Annotated in this window: 20 protein-coding genes; 9 read left to right on the plus strand and 11 right to left on the minus strand. The window is 63.0% G+C overall.

The window, feature by feature from the left end:
* Nucleotides 1-5: 5 nt before the first annotated feature.
* Both QX124_RS23295 and QX124_RS23300 read right to left on the minus strand, forming a co-directional pair.
* Nucleotides 6-992 carry a Bug family tripartite tricarboxylate transporter substrate binding protein gene (locus QX124_RS23295; protein ID WP_409997739.1) on the minus strand — a complete coding sequence of 329 codons (987 nt, stop codon included), beginning with the start codon at nt 990-992 and terminating at the stop codon, nt 6-8.
* A 401-nt stretch (nt 993-1,393) separates the two neighbouring features.
* A complete protein-coding gene (locus QX124_RS23300) occupies nt 1,394-1,531 on the minus strand; it encodes a hypothetical protein (protein WP_284420614.1) in 138 nt (45 codons plus the stop codon).
* 450 nt (nt 1,532-1,981) lie between these two features.
* Here QX124_RS23300 and QX124_RS23305 point away from each other — a divergent pair, with 450 nt between their 5' ends.
* Nucleotides 1,982-2,458 (plus strand): peptidoglycan-binding domain-containing protein, encoded by a 477-nt coding sequence (locus QX124_RS23305; RefSeq protein ID WP_315756575.1) that lies wholly within the window; start codon nt 1,982-1,984, stop codon nt 2,456-2,458.
* 53 nt (nt 2,459-2,511) lie between these two features.
* On the opposite strand, the gene QX124_RS23310 is transcribed toward QX124_RS23305, so the two are convergent.
* The 4 genes from QX124_RS23310 to QX124_RS23325 form a co-directional block, all read right to left on the minus strand.
* Nucleotides 2,512-3,339 carry a hypothetical protein gene (locus QX124_RS23310; RefSeq protein ID WP_315798386.1) on the minus strand — a complete coding sequence of 276 codons (828 nt, stop codon included), beginning with the start codon at nt 3,337-3,339 and terminating at the stop codon, nt 2,512-2,514.
* 716 nt (nt 3,340-4,055) lie between these two features.
* Complete coding sequence (gene frc, locus QX124_RS23315; RefSeq protein ID WP_315739807.1) at nt 4,056-5,333, minus strand: formyl-CoA transferase; 1,278 nt, start codon at nt 5,331-5,333, stop codon at nt 4,056-4,058.
* 64 nt (nt 5,334-5,397) lie between these two features.
* Nucleotides 5,398-7,131, minus strand: coding sequence for an oxalyl-CoA decarboxylase (oxc, locus tag QX124_RS23320; protein WP_315739806.1), 1,734 nt, complete (start codon nt 7,129-7,131; stop codon nt 5,398-5,400).
* A gap of 61 nt (nt 7,132-7,192) precedes the next feature.
* Complete coding sequence (locus QX124_RS23325; RefSeq protein WP_409997740.1) at nt 7,193-7,888, minus strand: GntR family transcriptional regulator; 696 nt, start codon at nt 7,886-7,888, stop codon at nt 7,193-7,195.
* 226 nt (nt 7,889-8,114) lie between these two features.
* Here QX124_RS23325 and QX124_RS23330 point away from each other — a divergent pair, with 226 nt between their 5' ends.
* From QX124_RS23330 to arr, 8 genes are all read left to right on the plus strand, one after another.
* Complete coding sequence (locus tag QX124_RS23330) at nt 8,115-10,256, plus strand: acetate--CoA ligase family protein (RefSeq protein WP_315739805.1); 2,142 nt, start codon at nt 8,115-8,117, stop codon at nt 10,254-10,256.
* A gap of 125 nt (nt 10,257-10,381) precedes the next feature.
* Nucleotides 10,382-11,215 (plus strand): IclR family transcriptional regulator, encoded by an 834-nt coding sequence (locus QX124_RS23335; protein WP_315785212.1) that lies wholly within the window; start codon nt 10,382-10,384, stop codon nt 11,213-11,215.
* Between the two features lie 972 nt (nt 11,216-12,187).
* Nucleotides 12,188-13,990 (plus strand): adenine deaminase, encoded by a 1,803-nt coding sequence (locus QX124_RS23340; protein WP_315770442.1) that lies wholly within the window; start codon nt 12,188-12,190, stop codon nt 13,988-13,990.
* 169 nt (nt 13,991-14,159) lie between these two features.
* Nucleotides 14,160-15,947 carry a glyoxylate carboligase gene (gene gcl, locus QX124_RS23345; RefSeq protein ID WP_315798387.1) on the plus strand — a complete coding sequence of 596 codons (1,788 nt, stop codon included), beginning with the start codon at nt 14,160-14,162 and terminating at the stop codon, nt 15,945-15,947.
* 45 nt (nt 15,948-15,992) lie between these two features.
* Nucleotides 15,993-16,784: a hydroxypyruvate isomerase gene (gene hyi / locus QX124_RS23350; RefSeq protein ID WP_315770440.1), complete on the plus strand. Its 792-nt coding sequence runs from the start codon at nt 15,993-15,995 to the stop codon at nt 16,782-16,784.
* A gap of 149 nt (nt 16,785-16,933) precedes the next feature.
* Nucleotides 16,934-17,584 carry a HEAT repeat domain-containing protein gene (locus tag QX124_RS31930; RefSeq protein ID WP_409997737.1) on the plus strand — a complete coding sequence of 217 codons (651 nt, stop codon included), beginning with the start codon at nt 16,934-16,936 and terminating at the stop codon, nt 17,582-17,584.
* Nucleotides 17,585-17,879: 295 nt separating this feature from the next.
* Nucleotides 17,880-18,512 (plus strand): glutathione S-transferase family protein, encoded by a 633-nt coding sequence (locus tag QX124_RS23355; RefSeq protein ID WP_315770439.1) that lies wholly within the window; start codon nt 17,880-17,882, stop codon nt 18,510-18,512.
* A gap of 121 nt (nt 18,513-18,633) precedes the next feature.
* Complete coding sequence (gene arr, locus QX124_RS23360) at nt 18,634-19,047, plus strand: NAD(+)--rifampin ADP-ribosyltransferase (protein WP_315798388.1); 414 nt, start codon at nt 18,634-18,636, stop codon at nt 19,045-19,047.
* Nucleotides 19,048-19,218: 171 nt separating this feature from the next.
* Here arr and QX124_RS23365 read toward each other — a convergent pair whose 3' ends face one another.
* From QX124_RS23365 to QX124_RS23385, 5 genes are all read right to left on the minus strand, one after another.
* Nucleotides 19,219-20,622, minus strand: coding sequence for an ABC transporter substrate-binding protein (locus tag QX124_RS23365; RefSeq protein ID WP_315798389.1), 1,404 nt, complete (start codon nt 20,620-20,622; stop codon nt 19,219-19,221).
* A 211-nt stretch (nt 20,623-20,833) separates the two neighbouring features.
* On the minus strand, nt 20,834-21,349 hold the full coding sequence (locus QX124_RS23370; RefSeq protein ID WP_315798390.1) for a hypothetical protein: 516 nt from the start codon (nt 21,347-21,349) through the stop codon (nt 20,834-20,836).
* A gap of 91 nt (nt 21,350-21,440) precedes the next feature.
* A complete protein-coding gene (locus QX124_RS23375; protein WP_315798391.1) occupies nt 21,441-21,941 on the minus strand; it encodes a hypothetical protein in 501 nt (166 codons plus the stop codon).
* A 188-nt stretch (nt 21,942-22,129) separates the two neighbouring features.
* Nucleotides 22,130-22,543: a hypothetical protein gene (locus tag QX124_RS23380; protein ID WP_315798392.1), complete on the minus strand. Its 414-nt coding sequence runs from the start codon at nt 22,541-22,543 to the stop codon at nt 22,130-22,132.
* A 369-nt stretch (nt 22,544-22,912) separates the two neighbouring features.
* Entirely contained in the window at nt 22,913-23,419 is a 507-nt protein-coding gene (locus QX124_RS23385; protein WP_315798393.1) for a hypothetical protein, read from the minus strand.
* Nucleotides 23,420-23,645 lie beyond the last annotated feature (226 nt).

Raw genomic sequence — 23,645 nt, forward strand, 5'->3', positions numbered from 1 at the left:
GCCGCTCAGTTCGAGGCGAGGAAGCCGGCTTCCTTCATCAGGAGCTCGTGACGCTTCTCTTCGGTCTCAACCCACTTCGCGTAGTCCGCACCGGTCATGAAGGTGGTGTTGAAGGCGCCGGTCTTCATGAAGTCCTGCCATTCCGGGGTTTCCCGCACCTTCTTGAACAGGTCGACATAGTATTCGATCTGGTCCTTGGTGGCCCGCGGCGACATGAAGATGCCGCGCAGCATCAGGTATTCGATGTCGAGGCCCTGCGACTTGCAGGTCGGAATGTCCTTCCAGGCCTTGCCGTCGGTGATCTGCTCGCCGTAGCCCATCGGCTTGTCGTCGAACACGCAGAGCGGCCTGACCTTGCCGCCGCGCCATTGCGCCACCGCTTCGATGGGATTGTTGACGGTGGAGTCGATGTGGTTGCCGACCAGTTGCACGGCCACTTCGCCACCGCCCTTGTAGGGGATGTAGGTGAACTTGGCGCCGGTCGCCTTCTCCATGGCCACCGTGATGATCTGGTCTTCCTGCTTCGAGCCGGTGCCGCCCATCTTGAGGGTGCCCGCGCCTTGCTTGACCGCGTCGATGTAGTCCTTGGCGGTCGTGTACGGCTTGTCGGCGTTGACCCAGAGCACGAATTCGTCGAGCGCCAGCATGGCGACCGGTGTGAGGTCCTTCCAGCTGAACGGAATGCCGGTCGCGAGCGGCGTCGTGAACAGGTTCGACAGGGTGATGATGATCTTGTGGGGGTTGCCGGCTGACGCCTTGACGTCGAGGAAGCCTTCGCCACCGGCACCGCCGGACTTGTTGATGACGACCAGCGGCTGTTTCATCAGATTGTGCTTGGTGACGATGCCCTGAATCGTCCGGGCCATCTGGTCGGCACCGCCGCCGGTTCCGGCCGGAACGATGAACTCGACCGGCCGGACGGGCTCCCATCCCGCCAGAGCCGGGATATGCCCCACCATCAGGGCGACGCCGGCCACAACGGCCACGCGCATGGAACGCTTCATCGACGCTTTCTCCCCTTCATTCCCGGACCGCACGGCTTCTTCCGGCCGCTATGCCCAATCGAACCACTGACCCGTCGAGTCCGGCTGGTGTCATCCTCCACCGCGACGCGCTTCAGGTCGTCGCCGGCCTCGGACTCTCTCGCAATGCCCATTGCAGCCAAAAGTTGTAGTGGCGGCCTGGGTCATGCAGCAAGACGTGCATCCGCAGCAAATCGACCGATTTGATTTTGGTATGAAGAGGTGACCGACCGCAATTGAGGAGATCGGTTGGGATGCTCACGGGGCCAATTTGTCGCAGGCCGCGGGGGTGTCGCAAAAGCAAAAGCCCCGGAGGTCCGGGGCTCTTGATTGGGCTTCGATGCTGCTTGCGCGCGCGAAGCGCGCCGGCCTCAGAGGCCGAAATACGGCAGGTCGCCGTTGCGGTTGGCGGCGCGGGCGCTGGTCATCAGCACGCGGTCGAGGGCGGCCAGGAAGCGGCCGAACAGGGACACGGAGTTGACGAGGGGGAGGGCGACGGTCTTGGCCATGGTTTGTCTCCATCAGTTGGGCGGTAGGACGTTCTGACTGAGGAGAATTTACGTATACCAGATGCCAGATACAATGGATCATATTGCATGGCGGTATGAGGATTTTGCGCTGCAGCAGGAATGTTACAATTTGAATTCCCTATCGAAGGCGGCATTTTCATATGGAAAGAGCCGCCCAACCTGGGCACCGGATCGTCTCGATCCTGCTTGGCGGACCGAGCCGGCAAAGTCTGGGTATCTCGGCGACTGCTGAGAGCTGCCATCCCGTGCGTCTATCCCCCCGCGTGCAACGCGACGGAACAATCGGCCCGAGGTGAGGGAACTGTGCTGCCCGGGCCGCAGTTACTCTGCAATGAAGCGGAGTGGCGCCGCCGGATGTTGATCGTTCAGTCCGTCGCGCTGTATTCCTCGAAACGTATCATCAGCAGACCTGAGGGCGAAGGAAAGGCCATGCGCGCCTTGATCCTGGCACTGTCCATCCTGGCGATCGCCGGAAGCGCGCAGGTCGCTCACGCTGGTCTGAGCAGCACACCTCGTGAAGCGTCGGCACCCGCCGATACCGTGATCGCTGCCCAGGACGCCAATCAGCAGGCCGAGAATCAGATCGGCCTCACCAAGGCGAAGCGTCGCGCCGTGCAACGAGGGCTGACCCGGCTCGGGTTCGGCACCAAGATCAACGGGACGTTCGACGATTCGACCCGCGCCGCCCTTGCCCATTGGCAGGAGGAGCGCGGCTACCCCGCGACCGGCTTCCTCAATGCTGCCCAGCACAAGGCGCTGATGGACGCGGCCACCGAGGCTGCCAAATCCGACCGCCAGGCCCGTCGCAGCACGGGACGCGCGCGACATCAGCGGAATGTGGGAGGTCCGATCGGCGCGATCGGCGGCGCGATGCATCGCGTGGTGGGCGGAATATTCGGCAGGTGATGGGGCTGTCCGACAGCTTGACCGCTTTGCCGACCGACAGGCACTTGCGGCGCTCATGGATCGTAGATGATCTTCGCCGTGATGCCCAATCGGGCCGCGACCGCATCGACCTCTTCCCGACTTTGTGGATAGGCTTCAAAGACGATGTTTGCCTTAAAGAGACGCGGGTAATATCTCGGGTTGAGCGTCCATAGGATATCGTGATCCACCCCTGTCTCTGCGTAGAGGCTGGCCACTCTTCGTCTCACGTAGATGCTGTCGGGCGGCATCACAGACGAGGGATCGATGGCTCTCTCCCAAAGAAACCGAGCTTGGCGCGCCGATGAGTATTCGACGGTGTCGCTTCCCTCGCGACATGGTCCACGCCGCAAGCCCCTCGGACCGCCGTCGCGTGGTGTCTTGAGGAATGCACAATAGGGATGGGCCGGGTCGCTGCTTTGGGGATTATGCCAGAGAACGAGGGCGTCCTTGAGCACGTAAGTTTGGTCGGGAGCGGTGATGATGAATTCGGCGCAGGCCGAGAAGCAGTAGTCATAGACGACAACGGTCGCATGCCGCTCGCGAATGAGATCGGCGAGTTCGAGGGCTTTGTCTTCCCTCCCGCCGGTGCTGCGGATGACGAAGAGCCCACCAAGCTCGAGTGCTTTCGTCAGTGATACGTCGACTTCTGGAAGCATCGTCGTGTCGAAACACATGATGCGCTTGTCCGGGCTCAGCGTCATGGCTCTCGGCGGCCAGATCGATCGGCAATAGGAGACCGCACGGTCATAGCTCTCGCGGTCACTCGCGTCGTCCAGAGCACGTGCAACGCCGGTCGGCGCTGAAAGCACGGCGGACATCAGGGAAATGAGCAGCCAGCCTTTTTGAAACCAATGGGCCACTGGGAGGGCTCCTCAACGGACGTCTCGCTTTCATTTCGGAAGTCGATGGTTTCGCTAACAGTGCACCCGGTGTTCATTGGCCCAGAGATTCTACGATCGCCCGCGAAAGCTCAAGGATAGCGTTTGCACCTCGCTGGTAGGCCGAACCATCAACTGAATACATGGTCGTGCCGTCCCGGATCGTGATTCGGCTTACGACCGTTCGCCCAAGCGCGGTGGCTAAGTTCAATAGTGTTTGCTCAATTTTTTCCCTGGCCGGTAGGTCTCGGTTCTGTAGTGTAGAATGGATGTATTCTCTCTCTGACGGCTGGGCGTCCACGAGTTTCGCGCGCTGTTTCAGCCGCGCATTGTCGACATGTCGCATAATTCGCTTTTCGGCAAAGAAGGGGCAGAATTGCCCGACACGGCCAGTCTGCAAGCGTGCCCGAGGGTCTGGCAATGTGTTCGATCGCACGAGACTAACATGAAGTCGCGACCAAGGTCAGCTCTGGGTTATACGGTCGAAACGTCGGCGACATGCGTCATGTCCGCTTCACCCTGAGGCCGGCCGTGGCCCGTAATGGTGATCCGCAGCGCAGGCCGAGACCAAGGTCCCCGCCGGTGTCTGCGGAAGAGACATCAATCTTTCACCGCAAAAGTCAAAAAGCCGCCGGGCGATGCCGGCGGCTTTGAGTCGATGGAACGCATACGTGCGGCGTTCGCGCCGCGTCCGTCCTTTACTCCGCGGCTTCCTTGCGCGGCGGATCGAGCGCGCCGGAGTCGTGGATTTCGGCGACCTGGTGGTCGCTGAAGCCCAGCACCTGGCGCAGGACCTCGTCGGTGTGCTCGCCGAGCAGCGGCGAGCGGGTGACGTCGGCCGGGCTGTCCGACAGCTTGATCGGGTTGCCGACCGAGAGATACTTGCCGCGGGTCGGATGGTCGACCTCGACCAGGGTGCCGGTCTTGCGCAGCGACTCGTCCTCGGCGATTTCCTTCATCGACAGGATCGGGCCGCAGGGGATGTCGAACTCGTTCAAGATGTCCATGGCCTCGAACTTGGTCTTGGTCATGGTCCACTGCTCGATCCGGCCGAAGATCTCGTTCAGGCGCGGCAGGCGGGCGGCGGGCTTGGCGTAGTTCGGATCGGTCTTCCAGGTCGGCTCGCCGATCACGTCGCAGATCTTCTCCCAGACCGGGGCCTGGGTGATGAAGTAGATGTAGGCGTTCGGGTCGGTCTCCCAGCCCTTGCACTTCAAGATGCGGCCCGGCTGGCCACCGCCGGAATCATTGCCGGCGCGCGGCACGGCATCGCCGAACGGCACGCCCTCGCCGAACTGGCTGTATTCCTTGAGCGGACCGTGGTCGAGGCGCTGCTGGTCGCGCAGCTTGACGCGGCAGAGGTTGAGCACGCCGTCCTGCATCGCGGCGGTGACGCGCTGGCCCTTGCCGGAGTGGGTGCGCTGATAGAGCGCGGTGACGATGCCGAGCGCGAGGTGCAGGCCGGTGCCGGAATCGCCGATCTGCGCGCCGGTGACCAGCGGCAGGCCGTCACGGAAGCCGGTGGTCGAGGCGGCGCCGCCGGTGCACTGGGCGACGTTCTCGTAGACCTTGCAATCCTCGTAGGGGCCAGGGCCAAAGCCCTTGATCGAGGCGACGATCATCTTCGGGTTGATCGCCTGGATCTTCTCCCAGGGGAAGCCCATGCGATCGAGCACGCCGGGGCCGAAATTCTCGACCAGCACGTCGCACTTCTTGATCAGCTCGGTCAGAACCTCCTTGCCCTTGGGGTTCTTGGTGTCGAGCGTAATCGACCGCTTGTTGTGGTTCAGCATCGTGAAATAGAGGCTGTCCACGTTGGGAATGTCCTGGAGCTGGCCGCGGGTGATGTCACCCACGCCCGGCCGCTCGACCTTGATCACGTCGGCGCCGAACCAGGCCAGCAGCTGGGTGCAGGTCGGTCCGGACTGGACGTGGGTGAAATCGAGAATGCGAACGCCCTCGAGCGCCTTGGTCATGTGTTGCTCTCCGTAACGATTGGTCATCCCGCATCGGCGGGCAGGTGATGTCTTGCGGGTGGCCTTACTTCTTCTTCGTCAGCACGCTCTGCGGATTGAGGTTGCCGATACGGCCGCTCTCGGATCCGGCTGCAGGATCGATCACGGCATTGATCAAGGTCGGCTTGCCGGAATCCATCGCTTCGTTGACGGCGCGCTTCAGCTCGTCTGGCGAGGTCGCGTTGACGCCGACGCCGCCGAAGGCTTCCATCATCTTGTCGTAGCGGGCGCCCTTGACGAATACGGTGGTCGCCGGATCGTCGCCCGCCGAGTTCTGGTCGGTGCCGCGATAGATGCCGTCATTGTTGAAGATGACGACGCAGATCGGAAGATTGTAGCGGCAGATCGTCTCGACCTCCATGCCGGAGAAGCCGAAGGCGCTGTCGCCCTCGATCGCCAGCACCGGCTTACCGGTCTCGACCGCGGCGGCGATGGCCGAGCCCATGCCGATGCCCATGACGCCCCAGGTGCCGACGTCGAGGCGCTTGCGCGGCTGGTACATGTCGATCACGCCGCGGGCGAGGTCGAGCGTGTTGGCGCCCTCGTTGACCAGGATCGCGTCCGGACGCTCCTTGATGATGGTGCGGAGCACGCCGAGCGCGCCGTGATAGTCCATCGGCGAGTTGTTGTTCATCAGCCGCGGCGCCATCTTGGCGACGTTGTCCTCGCGCTTCTTCTGCACCGAAGAGGTCCACTCGACCGGTGCCTTGGCCCAGTTGCTGCCCATCGCCTCGGAGAAGGCCGTGACGACCGAGCCGATGTCGCCGACCACGGGGGCGGCGATCTCGACGTTGGAGTCCATCTCCTTCGGCTCGATGTCGACCTGGATGAACTTCTTAGGTAGCTCGCCCCAGCTCTTGCCCTTGCCGTGCGACAAGAGCCAGTTGAGGCGGGCCCCGATCAGCATGACGACGTCGGCGTCCTTCAGCACCGTCGAGCGCGCCGCGCCGGCGCATTGCGGATGCAGGTCGGGCAAGAGGCCCTTGGCCATGCTCATCGGCAGGAACGGCGCGCCGCTCTTCTCGACGAAGGTCTTGATCGCCTCGTCGGCCTGGGCATAGGCAGCGCCCTTGCCGAGGATGATCAGCGGGCGCTTCGCGTTCTTCAACAGATCGAGCGCGCGCTTGACCGAGTCGGGGGAGGGGATCTGCGCCGGAGCCGGATCGATCACCTTGACCAGCGAGGCTGCGCCGGCCTGCGCATTCATCACCTGGCCGAACAGTTTTGCCGGCAGGTCGAGATAGACGCCGCCGGGGCGGCCCGAGACGGCGGCACGGATCGCGCGGGCGAAGCCGATGCCGATGTCCTGGGCGTGCAGAACGCGGAACGCCGCCTTGCACAGCGGCTTGGCGATCGCGAGCTGATCCATCTCTTCGTAGTCGCCCTGCTGCAGGTCGACGATCTCGCGCTCCGACGAGCCGGAGACCAGGATCATCGGGAAGCAGTTGGTGGTGGCGTGCGCCAGCGCCGTGAGGCCGTTGAGAAAGCCGGGAGCCGAGACCGTGAGGCACACGCCCGGCTTCTTGGTGAGGAAGCCGGCGATCGCGGCGGCATAGCCGGCGTTCTGCTCGTGACGGAAGGAGAGCACGCGAATGCCTTCAGCCTGCGCCATACGACCGAGGTCGGTGATCGGAATGCCCGGCACGTTGTAGATCGTGTCGATCCCGTTCAGCTTCATCGCGTCGATGACGAGATGAAAGCCGTCCGTGAGCTCCTCGTGCGTGTCCGGTGCCTCGGTCTTAACAGCAGTCTGCGCCATGCGCCTCTCTCCCTGGTCGTCTGTGAAGGCGCTTTGCGGCGTCTTCTTCTGTTTGAACCTGTCAGCTGAATAGTTCCTGGCCGTGCGTCTCGACATAGGTCGCGAGGCCCAGCGTATGATCACGGGCGCGCTTTTCGGCGAGCTCGGTGTTGCGTTCCTCCAGCGCCTCGATGATCGCCAGATGCTCGGGCAGGGACGCTGCGATTCGATCGGTGCGCCCGATCGTGAGCTGGCGATAGCCGCGCACGTGAAGGAGGATGTCGTTGGTCATGTCGACGAGCACGGGCGATTCCGACAGCGAGATCAGCGCCTGATGAAACGCGATGTTCGCCTTCGAATATTCCTCGATGTGCTCCTGCGGCGGGCGGTCCTTGCCGAAATCCTTGAAGTAGTCGCGCAGCGCGCTGATGTCCTTCTTGCGCGCGATCGTCGTGATCAGGCGCGCCGCCATGCTCTCCAGCGCCGCCCAGGCGCGGATCATGTCGACGATTTCGATCTTGGTCCGGCGCACCACGACGATGCCACGACGCGGCACGGTCTTCACGAAGCCGTCCTGCTCCAACATCGCGATCGCTTCGCGGATGGGCGTGCGGCTGACACCGAGGCGCTCGGACAGAGCGCGCTCGTCGAGCATCACCGGCTCGGGCGACGCGTAGATGTCCATCTTGAGAATGGCTTCTTTCAAGGCCTCGTAGGCCTTATTCTTGAAGCTCGTCTCCGGGGCGATGCGAGTGATCGCGATGTCGGCCTCGGCCATGATGGGCAATGCCTTGTTTGTTTTCTCTGTAGACAAGACCGATCTCCTCTCCTTGGGAGATGCCTGTGTACAGCATTTTGCGTCCAATATTTTTGGCATGCCAGATGCCAGACTGTCAAGGCGACCGATTTTTCCGCGTTTCCACATCTTCGATGCGCTTGACAAAGTTTGCTTCTGGCATACCAAATGCCATAAACGACGACCAGTCCCCAGGAGGAAGCCCCCAATGTCTGACGCCATCCCGAACGCCAAGGCCACGATCCGCGAAGTGCTCGATCGGGTGAAGGCCGACAAGCGCACCAGCCTCACCGCCCCCGAAGGCAAGGTGGTCTGCGACGCCTATGGCATTCCGGTGCCGAAGGAGGGATTGGCCAAATCCGCCGCCGAGGCGGCCAAGCTGGCCGGCGACATGGGTTTCCCGGTCGTCATGAAGATCGTATCGCCCGACATCCTGCATAAGACCGAGGCGGGCGGCGTCATCGTTGGCGTCAAGACCGCTGACGACGCGCAGAAGGCGTATGAGACCATTCTCGCGAATGCGAAGAAGTACAAGGCCGACGCCAAGATCGAAGGCATCCAGGTACAGCAGATGCTGACCGGCGGGACCGAGGTGATCGTCGGTTCGATCACCGACGGATCGTTCGGCAAGCTGGTGGCCTTCGGCCTCGGCGGCGTGCTGGTCGAGGTGCTGAAGGATGTGACATTCCGCCTCGCCCCCGCCACCAAGGAAGACGCACTGTCGATGCTCGACGGCATCCAGGCGCATGAGATGCTGAAGGGCGTGCGCGGTGGCGACGCGGTCAGCCGCGAGGCGCTGTCCGACGTGATCGTCAAGGTGTCGCAGCTGGTCAGCGATTTCCCGGAGATCGTCGAGCTCGACCTCAACCCGGTGTTCGCGACCAAGAACGGCGCGATCGCAGCCGACGTCCGCATCGTCGTCGATTTCGACTACAAGCCGCGTCCGGCGCCGCGCTCGAACGAGGAAATCGTCACCGCGATGAAGCGGATCATGATGCCGAAGGCGATCGCCGTGATCGGCGCCTCCGCCGAGGACGGCAAGATCGGCAACTCGGTGATGAAGAACCTGATCAATGGCGGCTACAAGGGCGAGATCTATCCGATCCACCCCAAGGCGTCCGAGATCCTCGGCTACAAGGCCTATAAGAGCGTCAAGGACGTCGCCGGCGTGATCGACACCGCGGTGTTCGCGATCCCCGCCAAGTTCGTCGCCGGCGCGTTGATCGAATGCGGCGAGAAGCAGATCCCCGGCGCGGTGCTGATTCCCTCGGGCTTTGCCGAAGCCAACGAGCCCGAGCTGCAGGCCGAGATCGTCGAGATCGGCAAGAAGTACAACGTCCGCCTGATGGGGCCGAACATCTACGGCTTCTACTACACGCCGGCCAATCTCTGCGCGACCTTCTGCACCGCCTATGACGTCAAGGGTCATGCGGCGCTGTCGTCGCAGTCGGGCGGCATCGGCATGGCGATCATCGGCTTCTCGCGCTCGGCCAAGATGGGCGTCTCGGCGATCGTCGGCCTCGGCAACAAGTCCGATATCGACGAGGACGATCTGCTCGCCTTCTTCGAGCAGGACCCCAACACCAATTTGATCGCCCAGCACTGCGAGGACCTCAAGGACGGCCGCGCCTTCGCCGAAGCCGCCAAGCGCGTCTCCAAGAAGAAGCCGGTCATCGTGCTCAAGGCCGGCCGCACCTCGGCTGGCGCCAAGGCCGCCTCGTCGCACACCGGCGCGCTCGCCGGCAACGACAAGATCTACGAGGACGTGCTGAAGCAGTCGGGCGTCATCCGGGCCCGCTCGCTGCGCCAGCTGCTCGAGTTCGCCCGCGGCGTGCCGGTGCTGCCGACGCCGAAGGGTGAGAACGTCGTCATCATCACCGGCGCCGGCGGATCGGGCGTGCTGCTGTCCGACGCCGTGGTCGACAACGGCATGTCGCTGATGGCGATGCCCGCGGATCTCGATGCCGCGTTCCGCAAGTTCATCCCGCCGTTCGGTGCCGCCGGCAACCCGGTCGACATCACCGGTGGCGAGCCGCCGATCACCTATGTGAACACGGTCAAGCTCGGCCTGTCGGACGACCGCATCCACGCGCTGATCCTTGGCTACTGGCACACGATCGTGACCCCGCCGATGGTGTTCGCCCGCAACATGGTCGAGGTGAAGAAGGAGATGGAGGCGAAGGGCTTCGTCAAGCCGATCGTCGCCTCGCTCGCCGGCGACGTCGAGGTCGAGGAAGCCGCCGAATATCTCTACCAGAACGGCATCCCGGCCTACGCCTATTCGACCGAGCTGCCGGTCGAGGTGTTAGGGGCCAAGTACAAGTGGGCGCGCGGCGCCGGCCTGCTCTGATTGATCTGACGCGAATGCCGCTCCGGCCCCTCGCCGGAGCGGCACTTTCTTTGTAGGCATACCCAAGCAAGATCCGTCCGTCCTGCAACGGCGCCGCCTTCGATGACGGTGCAAAGAGGCGCCACGTGATCCGTCGCAAGACGATTGAGTCCCGCGCAGATGCCGCGGCCGAGCCCCGCGACGGCGGCGTGCAATCCGTCGGACGCGCCCTGCAGATCCTTGAGATTCTCGCCGAGGACGATGAAGGCTATCGCCTCAGCGATCTCGCTGTGCGTGCGGGCTTGTCGACCTCCACCGTCCATCGATTGCTGACGACGCTGGAAAAGCGCCGCTTCGTGCAGTTCGACCGCATGGAGTCGAAATGGCACGTCGGCGCGCAGAGCTTCGCCGTCGGCGCGACCTTCACGCGCCGGCGCAATTTCGTGGCGCTGGCGATTCCCTATCTGCGCCGGCTGCGCGACCAGTCGCGCGAGACCGCCAATCTCGCCGTCGTCGACGATGAATCGCTGATGGTGCTGATGCGGCTGGAGAGCCGCGAGATCATGCGCTCGCTGACCAAGGTCGGCGGCCGGCTGGCGATGGTCGCCTCCGGCATGGGCAAGGCCGTGCTCGCGACCTATTCCGACGACGACGTCAACGGCATCATCCACCGCCAGGGCATGCCGCGCCTGACCGAGAAGTCCATCATCCGCGCCAGCGACCTGTTCCGCGAACTGGATACGATCCGGCGGCAGGGCTACGCCGTCGACGACGAGGAGGCCCGCATCGGCCTGCGCTGCATCGCCGCCGTCGTCCACGATTCCTGCCGCGAGCCGTTGGCGGCGATCTCGGTCTCGGGCCTGGCGAGCCGGCTGACCGATGAGCGGGTGGCTGTGATCGGAGCAATGGTGCGGGATGTCGCGGCCGAGCTCACGGCGGCGCTCGGCGGCGTGACGCCGCCGGCCGGAACGTTTCGGTAACAGGACGTTTCGGCAGGGTGCAACGTTTCGATGACAGTGCAACTGACTCCAACGCACGGGCGGAGGGGTGAGTGCACCATCACCGGAATGATTCCCTCGTTCGTCGCTTGGGGCGCCTTCTGTCCAAAATTCAGCTCAACCCTTTCCTCGCGTGCCGTTGAGCGATTTCGCGCTTCTGCTCGTTGCCGATATGCAATCTCTATGATATTATGCTAATAAATGTAATTTAAAGTTGCCGTTGCACTTACTAGGCTAAGCGGCGTCGGTGCGACCGTCCCGCAAAGCTGGAGTGTCGGGCGATGACAAATGTTGTTCGCCCTGAAGCCGGCCAACGTTCTGAAGCCGCGGCCTGATTATGAAGGCCTTGCAAACGAAGGGAGCTTGATATGGCCACTCATGTGCGGACGAAATCGCGGTCAGCCAACCACGGCGACGACTTGACTGCGTGGCATCGGCGAAGGAGGGGCGGGAGCATTCCGATCATCGGTGCCTTGGCCCTCGGCCTGTTATTTGTCTCCGAATCGGCATTCGCCCAGGCCCCGGGCCCGGGGACTTGCACAGCCGTCAAGCGTGCCTCCCCGCGTGGACCTCATTGCGTCCTTACGCAAGACCATTGCACCAAAGGCAACAAGGCGCACATGACGCTCACGGCAGCCGGCTGCAACTGCGTCTGCGCGCCGTAGCAGCAGTGAGCATTGCCGCGTTGTGAAGGAGCGTCCGTAAGGACGCTTCGGCCCGGCCTGAGTTGCTGTCGAGCTCCCTGGCTCGTCGGCTCGAGCGTTGGGCAATCCGATGTTGCGGTCCGTCTCCGAGGACAATGGAGGCGCGGATATTTCGAGGGGAGGGACGAGGGGGCTATTCACCCGCTGCTCAAGCCGTGGTCAGGGCTGCCGATCTATTTGGGCTTGCCGGGACGCGTGCATCGCGCAACCATCGCGGTGCATCGCCCAACACGTCCAGCGAGTTCGTGCCATGACCAAACTCACCCGCTTCTCGGTCGCCCCTCTGCACACGATGACGCGGCGCCTCGCCGATGTCGCTTCGGGCCGCGTTGCGCCCGATCTCGTGATCACCGGCGCGCGCGTGCTTTCGACCTATTCGGAGCGCATCCACCCCTCGCGCGAACTGTGGATCACCGGCGGGCGGGTCGCGGCGGTGAAGCCGGCCGGTGCCCACAAGGCGCTCGGCAGCGGTTTCGCGCTCCATGACGCGGCCGGCGGCATCATCGCGCCGGGGCTGGTCGATCCGCACATCCACATCGAATCCTCGATGGTGACGGCCTGCGCCTATGCGGAGGCCGCGCTGCTCAACGGCACCACGACGATCTTCTGCGACAGCCACGAGATCGGCAACGTCATGGACGTCGCCGGCGTCGAGGCGATGCTGGAGGATGCGCGGCAGGCGCCGCTGTCGATCTTCCTCACCGTGCCCTCGACCGTGCCGGCGACCTCGGCGGCGCTGGAAACCGCGGGCGGCGACCTCACGCCGGACAAGATCGCCGGCCTGTTCGACCGCTGGCCCGAGGCGGTCGCGCTTGGCGAGAAGATGGATTTCGTGCCGGTCTGCATGGGCGACGAGCGCAGCCACGCCATCCTTGCGGCGGCTTTGCAGCGCGGACGGCCGGTGTCCGGGCATGTCTATGGCCGCGAATTCGTCGCCGCCTACGCCGCGAGCGGTGTCACCGACACGCATGAGGCGATCGACCGCGACATCGCCGATGATCTCCTGGATGCCGGCGTCTGGATCTTCCTGCGCGGTGGTCCGCCCACGACCCCGTGGCACAGCCTGCCGCAGGCGATCCGCACCATCACCGAGCTCGGCGCCTCGCACAAGCGCACGGCGGTGTGCACCGACGATCGCGATGCCGACGATCTCATGCTGTTTGGACTCGACTGGGTGGTGCGCGAGGCGGTGAAGGCGGGGATGTCGCCGGAGCAGGCGTGGTCGATGGGCTCGCTGCACGGCGCGACGCGCTTTGCGATGGATGGCGAGATCGGCGGCCTCGGCGGCGGCCGCCGCGCCGATCTGGTTTTGCTCGACGACGGCCTCAAGCCGCAAACGACCTGGTATGGCGGCGAGCTCGTCGTCGACAAGGGCAGGATCACGCCGCGTCTCGATCAGGCGCTGTCGCAGCGCTATCAGTATCCGAAGGCCGCCTATGCCACGGTGAAGCTGCCGGCGCAGATGAAACTGACGCCGGAGCTGCCGACCAAGGCGTGCACCGTGAATGCGATCAAGACGGCGCTGCCGGGCATCACGCTGATCCATGACAAGGTCGCGATCGAGCCGGCGAACGATTGGGAAACGCTGTTCGCGCGCCATGGGCTCTGTTTCGTCGCGGTGATCGAGCGCCACGGCAAGTCGGCTGGCAATGTGGCGCATGGGCTCTTGAAGGATTTCGGCCTGAAGCGCGGCGCCGTCGCGTCCAGCGTCGGCCATGACAGCCACAACATCATCGTCGCCGGCACCAACGAAGCGGACATGCAGGCGGCCGTCGCCGCGATCGGCGCGCACCAGGGCGGTGTCTGCGTCGTTGCCGATGGCAAGGTGAGGGCGATGGTGCCGCTGCCGATCGCAGGCCTGCTGTCGGACAAGCGCGTCACCGAGGTCGCCGATGAGGTCAAGCTTTTGAAGACCGAATGGGTGGAGGCGGGCTGCACCATTCCCTACATGGGCTTCAATCTGATTCCCCTATCGGTCATTCCGGAAATTCGTATCACCGACAAGGGCCTCGTGCTGGTGCCGCAGATGGAGCTCGCGCCGCTGTTCGAATAGCGTGATCGAGCCGTCATGCTGTTAGGACATGTCAGCTGACTTCTGTCCTAACTAACTGAGGCCGCCGCTGTTTTGCCGAGCGTGCCGCATCGTGGGAAAAATCGACGAGTGAATTGAGATCGCAGCTGTCAGCAGCGATGCTTGCGCCTCAACCAGAGGGAGGCGCGAGATGGCGAAGATGCGGGCGATCGATGCTGCGGTGCGTATCTTGGAGAAGGAAGGCGTCACCTGCGCCTTCGGCGTTCCCGGAGCCGCAATCAATCCGCTCTATTCCGCGCTGCAGCGGCGTGGATCGATCCGCCACATTCTCGCCCGCCACGTCGAGGGCGCCTCTCATATGGCCGAGGGCTACACCCGCGCCAAGGCCGGCAACATCGGCGTGTGCATCGGAACCTCGGGCCCCGCCGGCACCGACATGATCACCGGGCTCTATGCGGCGATTGCGGATTCGATCCCGATCCTCTGCATCACCGGGCAGGCGCCGCGCGCGCGACTCTACAAGGAGGATTTCCAGGCCGTCGACATCGAGCAGATCGCCAAGCCCGTGACCAAATGGGCGGTGACGGTGCGCGAGCCAGGGCTCGTGCCGCGCGTGTTCAGCCAGGCCTTCCACATCATGCGCTCGGGCCGGCCGGGGCCGGTGCTGATCGACCTGCCGCTCGACGTGCAGCTCGCCGAGATCGAGTTCGACGACGAGACCTATGCGCCGCTGCCGGTCTACAAGCCCGCCGCAACCCGCAAGCAGATCGAAAAGGCGATCGAGATGCTCAACGCCGCCGAGCGCCCGTTGATCGTCGCCGGCGGCGGCGTCATCAATGCCGATGCCAGCGATCTGCTGGTCGCGTTCGCCGAGACCGTCAACGTGCCGGTCGTGCCGACCCTGATGGGTTGGGGCGCCATTCCCGACGATCATTTGCTGATGGCCGGCATGGTCGGCCTGCAGACCAGCCATCGCTACGGCAATGCCAATTTCCTGGAGTCCGATTTCGTCCTCGGCATCGGCAATCGCTGGGCCAACCGGCACACCGGATCGATCGAGACCTACACGAAAGGGCGCAGCTTCGTGCATGTCGACATCGAGCCGACCCAGATCGGCCGCGTGTTCAACCCCGACCTCGGCATCGTCTCGGATGCGAAGGCGGCGCTGGAGATGTTCATCACCGTCGCGCGCGAGTGGCGCAAGGCTGGCAAGCTGCGCGAACGGCAGGCGTGGCCGGCGGCGTGCCAGGATCGCAAGCGCACGATGCTCCGGCGCAGCGATTTCGACCAGGTGCCGATCAAGCCGCAGCGCGTCTATCACGAGATGAACAAGGCGTTCGGCCGCGACACCTGCTATGTCAGCGTCATCGGCCTGTCGCAGATCGGCGGCGCGCAGTTCCTCAGCGTCAACCATCCGCGCCACTGGATCAATGCGGGGCAGGCGGGGCCGCTCGGCTGGACCCTGCCGGCCGCGCTCGGCGTCCGCGCCGCCGATCCCAGGCGCGAGATCGTCGCGCTCTCCGGCGACTACGACTTCCAGTTCCTGATCGAGGAGCTCGCGGTTGGCGCCCAGTTCAACCTGCCTTACATCCACGTCGTCGTGAACAATGCCTATCTCGGCCTCATACGTCAGGCGCAACGCGGCTTCTCGATGGACTATCAGGTGCAGCTCTCGTTCGAGAACATCAACGCGCCGGAGGTCGGCGGCTATGGCGTCGACCACGTCGCGGTCGCGCAGGGCCTCGGCTGCAAGGCGATCCGCGTCACCGACCCGCGCCAGGCGCAGGCTGCGTTCGCGACCGCGCGCGAATGGATGGCGGAATACCAGGTGCCTGTCGTGGTCGAGTTCGTGCTCGAACGCGTCACCAACATTGCGATGGGGACCGAGATCGACAACGTCGTCGAATTCGAGGAGGTGCTCGACCTGCCGGTCGACGACACCCCGGCCGAGCCGCCGCGCACCTTGCAGCCGGCCTGATCGCAGCGACCGCTCTCATTCGAGGACCAATTCGAGGACCATGACATGCCGCGCTTTGCTGCGAATCTTACGATGCTCTTCAACGAGCTTCCGTTCGTCGACCGCTTTGCCGCCGCCAAGGCGGCTGGCTTCAGCGGCGTCGAGTATCTGTTCCCGTATGATTTCGACAAGGCGGAGCTGCGCGAGCAGCTGACGCGCCACGGGCTGACGCAGGTGTTGCACAATCTGCCCGCCGGCAATTGGGCCGCGGGCGAGCGCGGCATCGCGATCCTGCCGGATCGCGTCGACGAATTCCGCGACGGCGTTCGTCGCGCCATCGAATACGCGCGGGCGCTCGACTGCCGCCAGGTCAACTGCCTCGTCGGGATAGCGCCTGATGATGCCGACCCGCGCGAGCTCAACCAGGTGCTGGTCCGCAACCTGCGCTTTGCCGCAACCGCGCTGAAAGCGCAGGGGATCAAGCTCTTGATCGAGCCGATCAACACGTTCGACATTCCCGGCTTTGTCCTCAACCGCACCGCCCAGGCGCTGCAGCTGATCTCGGAGGTCGAGTCCGACAATCTGTTCGTCCAGTACGACATCTACCACATGCAGATCATGGAGGGCGATCTGGCCCGCACGATGCAGAAGCATCTCGCCCGCATCGCGCACATCCAGCTCGCCGACAATCCGGGCCGCCACGAGCCCGGCACCGGCGAGATCAACTACGCCTTCCTGTTCCGCCACCTCGATGCGATCGGCTATCCCGGCTGGATCGGCTGCGAATACAAGCCGCGGGCGACGACCGCGGAGGGACTTGGCTGGCTGACGGACCGGGCGATCGTTCCGGCCGGCTGAGCTTGATTCCTTGGTCCCTTCACCGGCCTTTTCCAGTTAATGTCTGCGAGCCGACGTCGCCAGCGTCGGCTGAAAAGTCCGCGTTGGGCCAATTGCAGAACTGCCCCGCTTGGTGCAACAGTAGAACAATCCTACATTGGAACGCTGTCGTGTCCTGCAATTCGCCCTCCGGCGCGCACCCGCCGACTACCCACCAAGTCATACGCAAACTCGCCTTGCAAGAAGGTGCGGCGGCACTAAAGGCACTGGCCAACGCAGCCGGACTCGAAGATCAATTTGAACGACGGGCGGCTATTGATGCAATCGGACGTCACCCACATGGGCGCGAGTTGCGCTCTATCATTTTGAGGGCTCTCCGTGATCCATCAGAATACGTTGTGCGCACAGCGTGTGAAGTCGTCGCACAATGGGAGTTGCAAGAGGCGCACGAGCTTGTGGTAGCTCTACTGGCAAATCCATCCAAAGCGACACGGCAAACCGCTATTCGCACGCTGGGTACAACCTGGGTCGATGCAGATTTTCCGACGGTGTTTCGCATCTACAACGACGCCTCGGAAAATGAAATTCGGCGCGAAGCTGCTTGGGTCCTGCGGCAGCGAGCCCACTCTGCCCATTGGCGAACGCTTTTCGATGCATTCCAAGTTGATGAGCTTGCCCGACACCGGCAATGGGCTTGCGAGTTAGCCGAGAAGTTTTCAGTCCCTGACATTCTACCAGTGTTGTCACAGCTGTCCTCGGACGTCGACGGTCACGTTCGAAAGGCAGCGTGGCGGGCTATCCAAACACTTTCGAGCCGCTGATCCCAGCTCGTTTCGTAGGCTTAGGATGCCCGCTGCGGGTCAAATGCAGCCATTGAGGGCCTTGGTCGCCTGCTTCTGCTTCAGACCTGAAAGCGGGCTGTGCTCCCACCTGTTTGGACGGTTTGGGATGGGCTAGCCGCCGACATCTTTAGTGCGTCTTTTCATCTTCGAGTCTGATCATGATGTGCTGCGCCAAGCCGGAGTTCGAGGAGCCGCTGAGAAAATCTCCGGCCGCATGTCGGGCTGACGAACGGAGGGCCGTCCTGGGAGCGGACAACGGAGGAGGTTGCGAACGATGATCACGGTGTTCGGAGAGGGCAGAGGCTTCCGCGTCGTATGGCTGCTGGAAGAGATGGAACTCCCATACCGGCTTCGGGACGTGGACCTCCTGGCCGGGGTCGAGAACGACGCCGAGTTCCTGGCGATCAATCCCGCCGGATTCATTCCGGCGATCCGCGATGGCGATGTCACGATGGTCGAGTCCGTTGCGATCATGGAGTACATCCTGGGGCGGTATGGGCCGACAGCGCTGGCGCCCGCGGCACATGATGTTGCTTTTCCTGCCTACCAGCAGTTTCTCCACCTCGGTGAGGCCGGCCTCGCAGCCTCGCTTTATTTCGTTTCGGGAGCCCGGCACCTTGCGCCTGAAAGCGAGCGCAACAACTGGAGCGCGCGTCAGGCGATGAACGTGTTCACGACCCGATTGAGCCTGGTGACGCGACAGCTGGAGCGCGGGCCCTACATGGCCGGCGATGCGTTCACCGCGGCGGACATCTCCGTAGGCTACGCGCTCGAGATGGCGCGGAAGAACGCCGGTGTCGTATTCGGGGATACGGTGCAGGCGTACATGACGCGGCTGCGCGCCCGTGCCGGCTATCAGCGGGCGCTGGAGACGTGCCAGGCCACGCGGCGCTGGTGGACTAGCTAGGTGGCGGAACGAGAGAGGCGGGTAGCTCGCCGACAGAGTCTTCAACCGACGAAACGATCATTTGCATTCGACTGCCGCTCCGCGACAGATGACGAGTGCTGGAAACCCATCGAGGTCACCGATGTCATCTGTTGCGACCGTGTTTGCACAATCCTTCTTTCACGGCACGCGAGCCGATTTGCGGCCGGGCGACATGATCGCGGTCGGATATGTCTCCAATTTCACCGACGCGGAGCCGCTGTCCTGGGTCTACTTCACGGCCACGCTGGACGCGGCAATCTGGGGCGCCGAGTTGGCTGCCGGTGACGGACGGGGACGGATCTACGTCGTCGAGCCCACCGGTCCGTTCGTTGACGACCCGAACCTGACGGACAAGAAGTTCCCGGGAAATCCGACGCGGTCTCATCGATCCCGCGCGCCGCTGCGCGTCATTGCCGAGGTCGTCCTGTGGCAGGGGCACGCGCCGGAGGTGGTGAAGCAGATGAAGGAGGGCGTTGCGCGCGCGATGACCGAAGGGCCGGGCATCATCGACTGAACGGCGCGGCGGCATCGCACTGGCGTCGATCCGTCGCGCCCGATGGCTGTTTGCGGACGCTGCTACGCGCTCGCCACGCGGCGTCCTCCGTCCAGAACATCGGAAAAGTCCGGTGGCAAGGTCCGTTCGAACTGGTGTCGACTCACGAAATCTCCTCCTCATGAGCCGAGCCTATCGCCGAGAGGCGAGGGTTGGACCTGTCGTCCATGATTGATCGGAGGCGCCGCTCTGCAGCGTCGCTCGCCTTTCGGCGACGGCATGGTTGAAGAGTTCGAGGACGAGGCCGAATGCCGCCAAGTCCTCCTGTTCGATGGCTCCATCGTCATAGCCCTTGAGGGTCTCGGCGATGATCCCGTCGACCTCCCGTTGCCAGGTCAGCAGATCGTGTTCCGAGCCGGCATTGCGCACCTCCGACACCGCCGCAAGAATGCGGTTGCGGCCGCTGGTGTTGTCCTCCAGTTCATCCCGGTTCAGATAGCGGCGCAGCCATTCGGCGGCCGAACCGATGCCGGAAAGAACGAGCAAGGCGAACCAGAAGTAGTCGCTGTACTTGTCCAGAAAGGTTCGCTCCGTGCCGTTGATCACCGCCGCGGCGCCTCGATGCACGGAAGGCTCGGTCTCCTTCTCCGTGTCGGGTTTCATGATGTGCGAAGCGCCGGCGAGGCCTTGCGTGATCGTGTCGCGGACCGCGAAAAGCTGCCGGTAGAAGGCCGCCGCCTTGGCTTCGGAGAGCCCCTTCTTGGCCAGGATCAGGTGATTGACGCTGATCGTGTCGACCTTGTCCTCCGGCCAGGCCGGTTTCGCGTTGAAGACGCTGGCTGGAATTTCCTCGGCCTCGTAGCGCGGATGCTTCAGGGCAATGGCCTCCGATGCTTCGATCGGAAGAAACGTGGGTGCTCCGCGTGCCCGGGAGGTCGCGGTGATCGCGTCCACCGTGATCTTGCTGTCGAGCGGACCGACGGCGAGATACGCATCGAGGGTGGGGTCTTGCGCAAGCTTCTCGATCTCGTCTGTCCCGAATTGAGCCGTGGCAACCTTATCGGGCTGCACGCCGGAGCCCTCCAGAATGGTCTGGAGCACTGCGACGTTTGCTCCGGTCCGCCCGATGATGCCGACCTTGTGACCTGCCAGATGGGCGATATCTGCGATCTTGCCGCTGGCCTTCTGCTTGGGCTCGTTGCCGCGTCGCCCGGAGGGCGACCACAGCACGACATAGTTCTTGCGCAGGACCGCCAGTGTTTGCGCATCGGGCGGCATGCCGAGGTCGCCGCGGCCGACCGCCAGATCGGTTTTGTCGGCGGCCAGCAGGGCCAGGGATTCAGCCGCTCCGCCGGTCGTGATCGGGGAGAGCCGGACGGTCCTGCTTTCCTCACCGAAGGCGTCGGCCATCGCCTGGACCACCTTGTGGTCGTCGCTCCCCGCCGGTCCGACGGCGATCCGGAGAGTCTCGGGCTGCAAGACGTAGAACAGGCCAGCCGCGGCGGCGCCAAAGGCGACAAATCCCAGAGCCAGCACGATCAGCAGCCTTCGCTGACGGCGATCGTGAGCACTCCTGACCACATCGGACGATGACATCAGCGGACCCCTTGAGAAAACGCGTGGCGGCTCCAAGCGCACTGGAACTTGGGCGAACCGGTGTCAACCCGGAATGTTCCGCCGCTTCTGGTCAAGTTCAGGGAACTTGGGGTCGGCCGGTTCGACCTCGGCCCTGGACGATCGCCGTCCCTCAGGAAAGTGCACTGTCCCCATAATTCGCAGAACGGGGGAGCGAAGCGTGAGGGTAGAATCAATGATCGAAAAAGTCTGGAGGCAGGGTGCGTTCGAACTCGTGTCGACGCACGAAATCGCCTCCTTGAGGACCGCGCGCCCACACTTCCACCAACTCTCGAAGGATCCACGTCATAGCCAAACCGTCGCACTGCCCGGCTTCGTGATCGTGAAATGGCGGATCATCGGAGAGGTTGTTCAGCACGCCCGGGTCATTCGCCAGTTCTTGGACGTCTTGAGACTTGGGAACGATGCCGACAAGAAATGGTCTGTTGCACACTTGGCAGGCGACGCGAGCCAGCACAGACACACAATTATAGACCGAAAGTTCACGAGGCCCAAACGGCAGATAGCGAGGTACCCCGTCATGAAACCACGCCGGCGGCTCCGCTATCCTGCTTTCTATATCACGATAAGAAATTCGCATCATCCGCCCACGGCCCAGATGAAATTTGCCGCGATGTCCCTCTGAGTCAACAGCGGCCTTTCGCTCATCCGAAGGAATACGTCCGGTTTCCCCCTCGGGATCCGACATCGCGGGCGACGAGTGTAAGGTCCGGCATGGGCCAAAAGCTACGCGTGAAATCCGCCTTCGCCAACATTGGAAACGTGCTCTGAAGGATTTTTCATATGCCTTGTCCCTGCCGGTGATTAGGGACTGAGACCTTGTCCAGTCTCATTTCGAAAAGTACCCATATTCCGGAGATCTGTAGCTCGTCCGAATGAAATGTTGGCGACGGGTGTTCCGGTCGAACTCCGCTGAATTGAACGTAGTTGTCTCGATCTGCCAGATCAGCGCGAAGCGCCGGATCGACGTTGTAGGCGACGACGGCAACTTGATCGGCGACCTGTACTACAAATAACTCGACCTTGCCGCGCACCGTCTTCTTGATGAGCACCTTCCCGGTCCAATTACGCAGATCTCTTGGCATTTGCTCTTCCACACGACCATCGTAGCTGGACGAGTTGGTGAGAGTACTGTAGCTGCGGCCAGCGTTCCACGCACTCTGAAACGCCGCCTGGTCGGCTGGCACGGGCACTGGACGGAGTTGAGGATTGAGATCGCATCCAGCTATCAACGAAGACAGCAGAATCCCAAAAAGGGCTCTCGGGCCAATAGATGTCATACGAGGCTCATAGGGTAAGTCAAAACTCCGGCGCCTTCGGCGCAAGGACTCTGAGGGCATTTCAGCGGAGTTGTCCGGAATACAAGTAAAGATTGCATGAATGCCAACGTCGCTGAACGAAGCTCACGTCGGCGCGGTGAATGGGAAAGGAAGCCTCTCGAAGCACATTTCGATAAGCCGGGTCGAGTTCATCGTCTTTGCGTTAGGGTTTGATAGGGTCGCTGTATCGCAATCAGCTCGAGGCCGATCCGGGCATCGTGATCAATCGCACCGGCAACAAAACCATGTCCGACGCCAATTCGGGTACAGGTGCTGATGGACGTAACAATCTTCAACGCGTCAAGATCGGGTGTTCCCTTGACAACCCTTTCGACCCGAGCATCCATCACAGCCAACCGGCCGTATTTCTGAGAACTGATATCGGCCTCTCTGCCGACGATCGTCACCTCTACGATGACAGGCGCATCGACCTCCGCAGGGATATGGTCAAAGAGCACGCCAGTCTGTGCGCTCGCCACCGCGCATGCCTCTGCTCGGTCGAATAAAAGACAAGCAGCAATCAAGTAAAGCGCGCCGAGCTCTGTCATCTTCAATGTACGCATATTCGCACCCTGATCGCTAGTAATCGCGACACGATGCCAAGACTTCTCAAGGTCAGCAATGGGTCAAAACGCGCCGTCCACGCGCCCGACCGCCTGCTTCCGATTCGACCGTAAGAACGGACCTGCCCCGCAGACGGGAAGGTCCGATATGGTCCGAAGCAGATATGGCAGCTTCACGAGGTGAGCCCGAAATATCGCCGATAAAGCGCAAGCTGACGTTGAGGCGTAAAGCCGTCAAGATCACCGGCGCGTTTACAGCGCTCTAGCAACTCAGGAGCGGCTCGGCTTCAGAGACTGTATTTGAACCAAACAACACTTGAGTGGTCTCCTCGCATGGTGACCCGGCGCAGCATCATCCGTGGGCACCGGCTACCGTGGCTGGCTGCGTCCACCTTCGACATCGGTGGTGCAGGGCCGGTACAGCGCTTGGAGTTGCCGGCCGCGAAGGTAGATCGCGCGCGCGGTCATGCCGCCGTGCCGCGTAATCCATTGCCTGACCGCGGGTGGGTAACGATCATAGAGCATCTGCGTGGCTTCAGGGTTGGGAATAGCCTTCCCATCGGGCCCAGGATTGTCCGCGACCCTGAAGCCGAATACGGCTCTTGGGGTCACGCAGATGCTGTCGTGGGGAATGTACGCCAGCACGAGCGTGCAGGCGCCGGCGCAGATTCCGTCGATGATGACGGACGCGCCGAAGTCGCGTAAAAGTTTGAACCTGTCGACATAGGTTCCAATCCGTCCGCCCTGATCAAAAACAATGCGCACGGCGGCATGACCCGGTTGCATGCTCCCAAGCATGAACGCCGCGACCAGCGTCACCCTCACCAGCTTCATCTGTTCATCATCCGATCGACCGAACTCCATCGCCTTGCGCAATAACGGCTGCCGGTTCCACTTTGGTCAAGAGCTGTCTGCCGACCATTCCACGATTAGCTTCGATGTGGCCTCCAGCGCAGACATCGCCGGCATCGACCGGGAAGGTCGTGACGGGCCAGAAGCGATCCGAAGAACATGGGTTGCGCGCTCGTCGAGGCTGGGCAAGAATCCGAATTAGGGGGGTGAGAGGGCTCGGCGCGGTGCAATTTCGAGCCATGACTGCATC

It is taken from the genome of Bradyrhizobium sp. SZCCHNRI3043 (assembly GCF_032377735.1).
In the GTDB taxonomy this organism is placed as follows: domain Bacteria; phylum Pseudomonadota; class Alphaproteobacteria; order Rhizobiales; family Xanthobacteraceae; genus Bradyrhizobium.

Bases quoted from the DNA above. Each gene is read 5' to 3' on its own strand.
- QX124_RS23295 (WP_409997739.1), bottom strand. From the start codon at position 992: ATGCGCGTGGCCGTTGTGGCCGGCGTCGCCCTGATGGTGGGGCATATC.
- QX124_RS23300 (WP_284420614.1), bottom strand. From the start codon at position 1,531: ATGGCCAAGACCGTCGCCCTCCCCCTCGTCAACTCCGTGTCCCTGTTC.
- QX124_RS23305 (WP_315756575.1), top strand. From the start codon at position 1,982: ATGCGCGCCTTGATCCTGGCACTGTCCATCCTGGCGATCGCCGGAAGC.
- frc (WP_315739807.1), bottom strand. From the start codon at position 5,333: ATGACCAAGGCGCTCGAGGGCGTTCGCATTCTCGATTTCACCCACGTC.
- oxc (WP_315739806.1), bottom strand. From the start codon at position 7,131: ATGGCGCAGACTGCTGTTAAGACCGAGGCACCGGACACGCACGAGGAG.
- QX124_RS23325 (WP_409997740.1), bottom strand. From the start codon at position 7,888: ATGGCCGAGGCCGACATCGCGATCACTCGCATCGCCCCGGAGACGAGC.
- QX124_RS23330 (WP_315739805.1), top strand. From the start codon at position 8,115: ATGTCTGACGCCATCCCGAACGCCAAGGCCACGATCCGCGAAGTGCTC.
- QX124_RS23340 (WP_315770442.1), top strand. From the start codon at position 12,188: ATGACCAAACTCACCCGCTTCTCGGTCGCCCCTCTGCACACGATGACG.
- gcl (WP_315798387.1), top strand. From the start codon at position 14,160: ATGGCGAAGATGCGGGCGATCGATGCTGCGGTGCGTATCTTGGAGAAG.
- hyi (WP_315770440.1), top strand. From the start codon at position 15,993: ATGCCGCGCTTTGCTGCGAATCTTACGATGCTCTTCAACGAGCTTCCG.
- QX124_RS23355 (WP_315770439.1), top strand. From the start codon at position 17,880: ATGATCACGGTGTTCGGAGAGGGCAGAGGCTTCCGCGTCGTATGGCTG.
- arr (WP_315798388.1), top strand. From the start codon at position 18,634: ATGTCATCTGTTGCGACCGTGTTTGCACAATCCTTCTTTCACGGCACG.
- QX124_RS23365 (WP_315798389.1), bottom strand. From the start codon at position 20,622: ATGTCATCGTCCGATGTGGTCAGGAGTGCTCACGATCGCCGTCAGCGA.
- QX124_RS23370 (WP_315798390.1), bottom strand. From the start codon at position 21,349: ATGTCGGATCCCGAGGGGGAAACCGGACGTATTCCTTCGGATGAGCGA.
- QX124_RS23375 (WP_315798391.1), bottom strand. From the start codon at position 21,941: ATGACATCTATTGGCCCGAGAGCCCTTTTTGGGATTCTGCTGTCTTCG.
- QX124_RS23380 (WP_315798392.1), bottom strand. From the start codon at position 22,543: ATGCGTACATTGAAGATGACAGAGCTCGGCGCGCTTTACTTGATTGCT.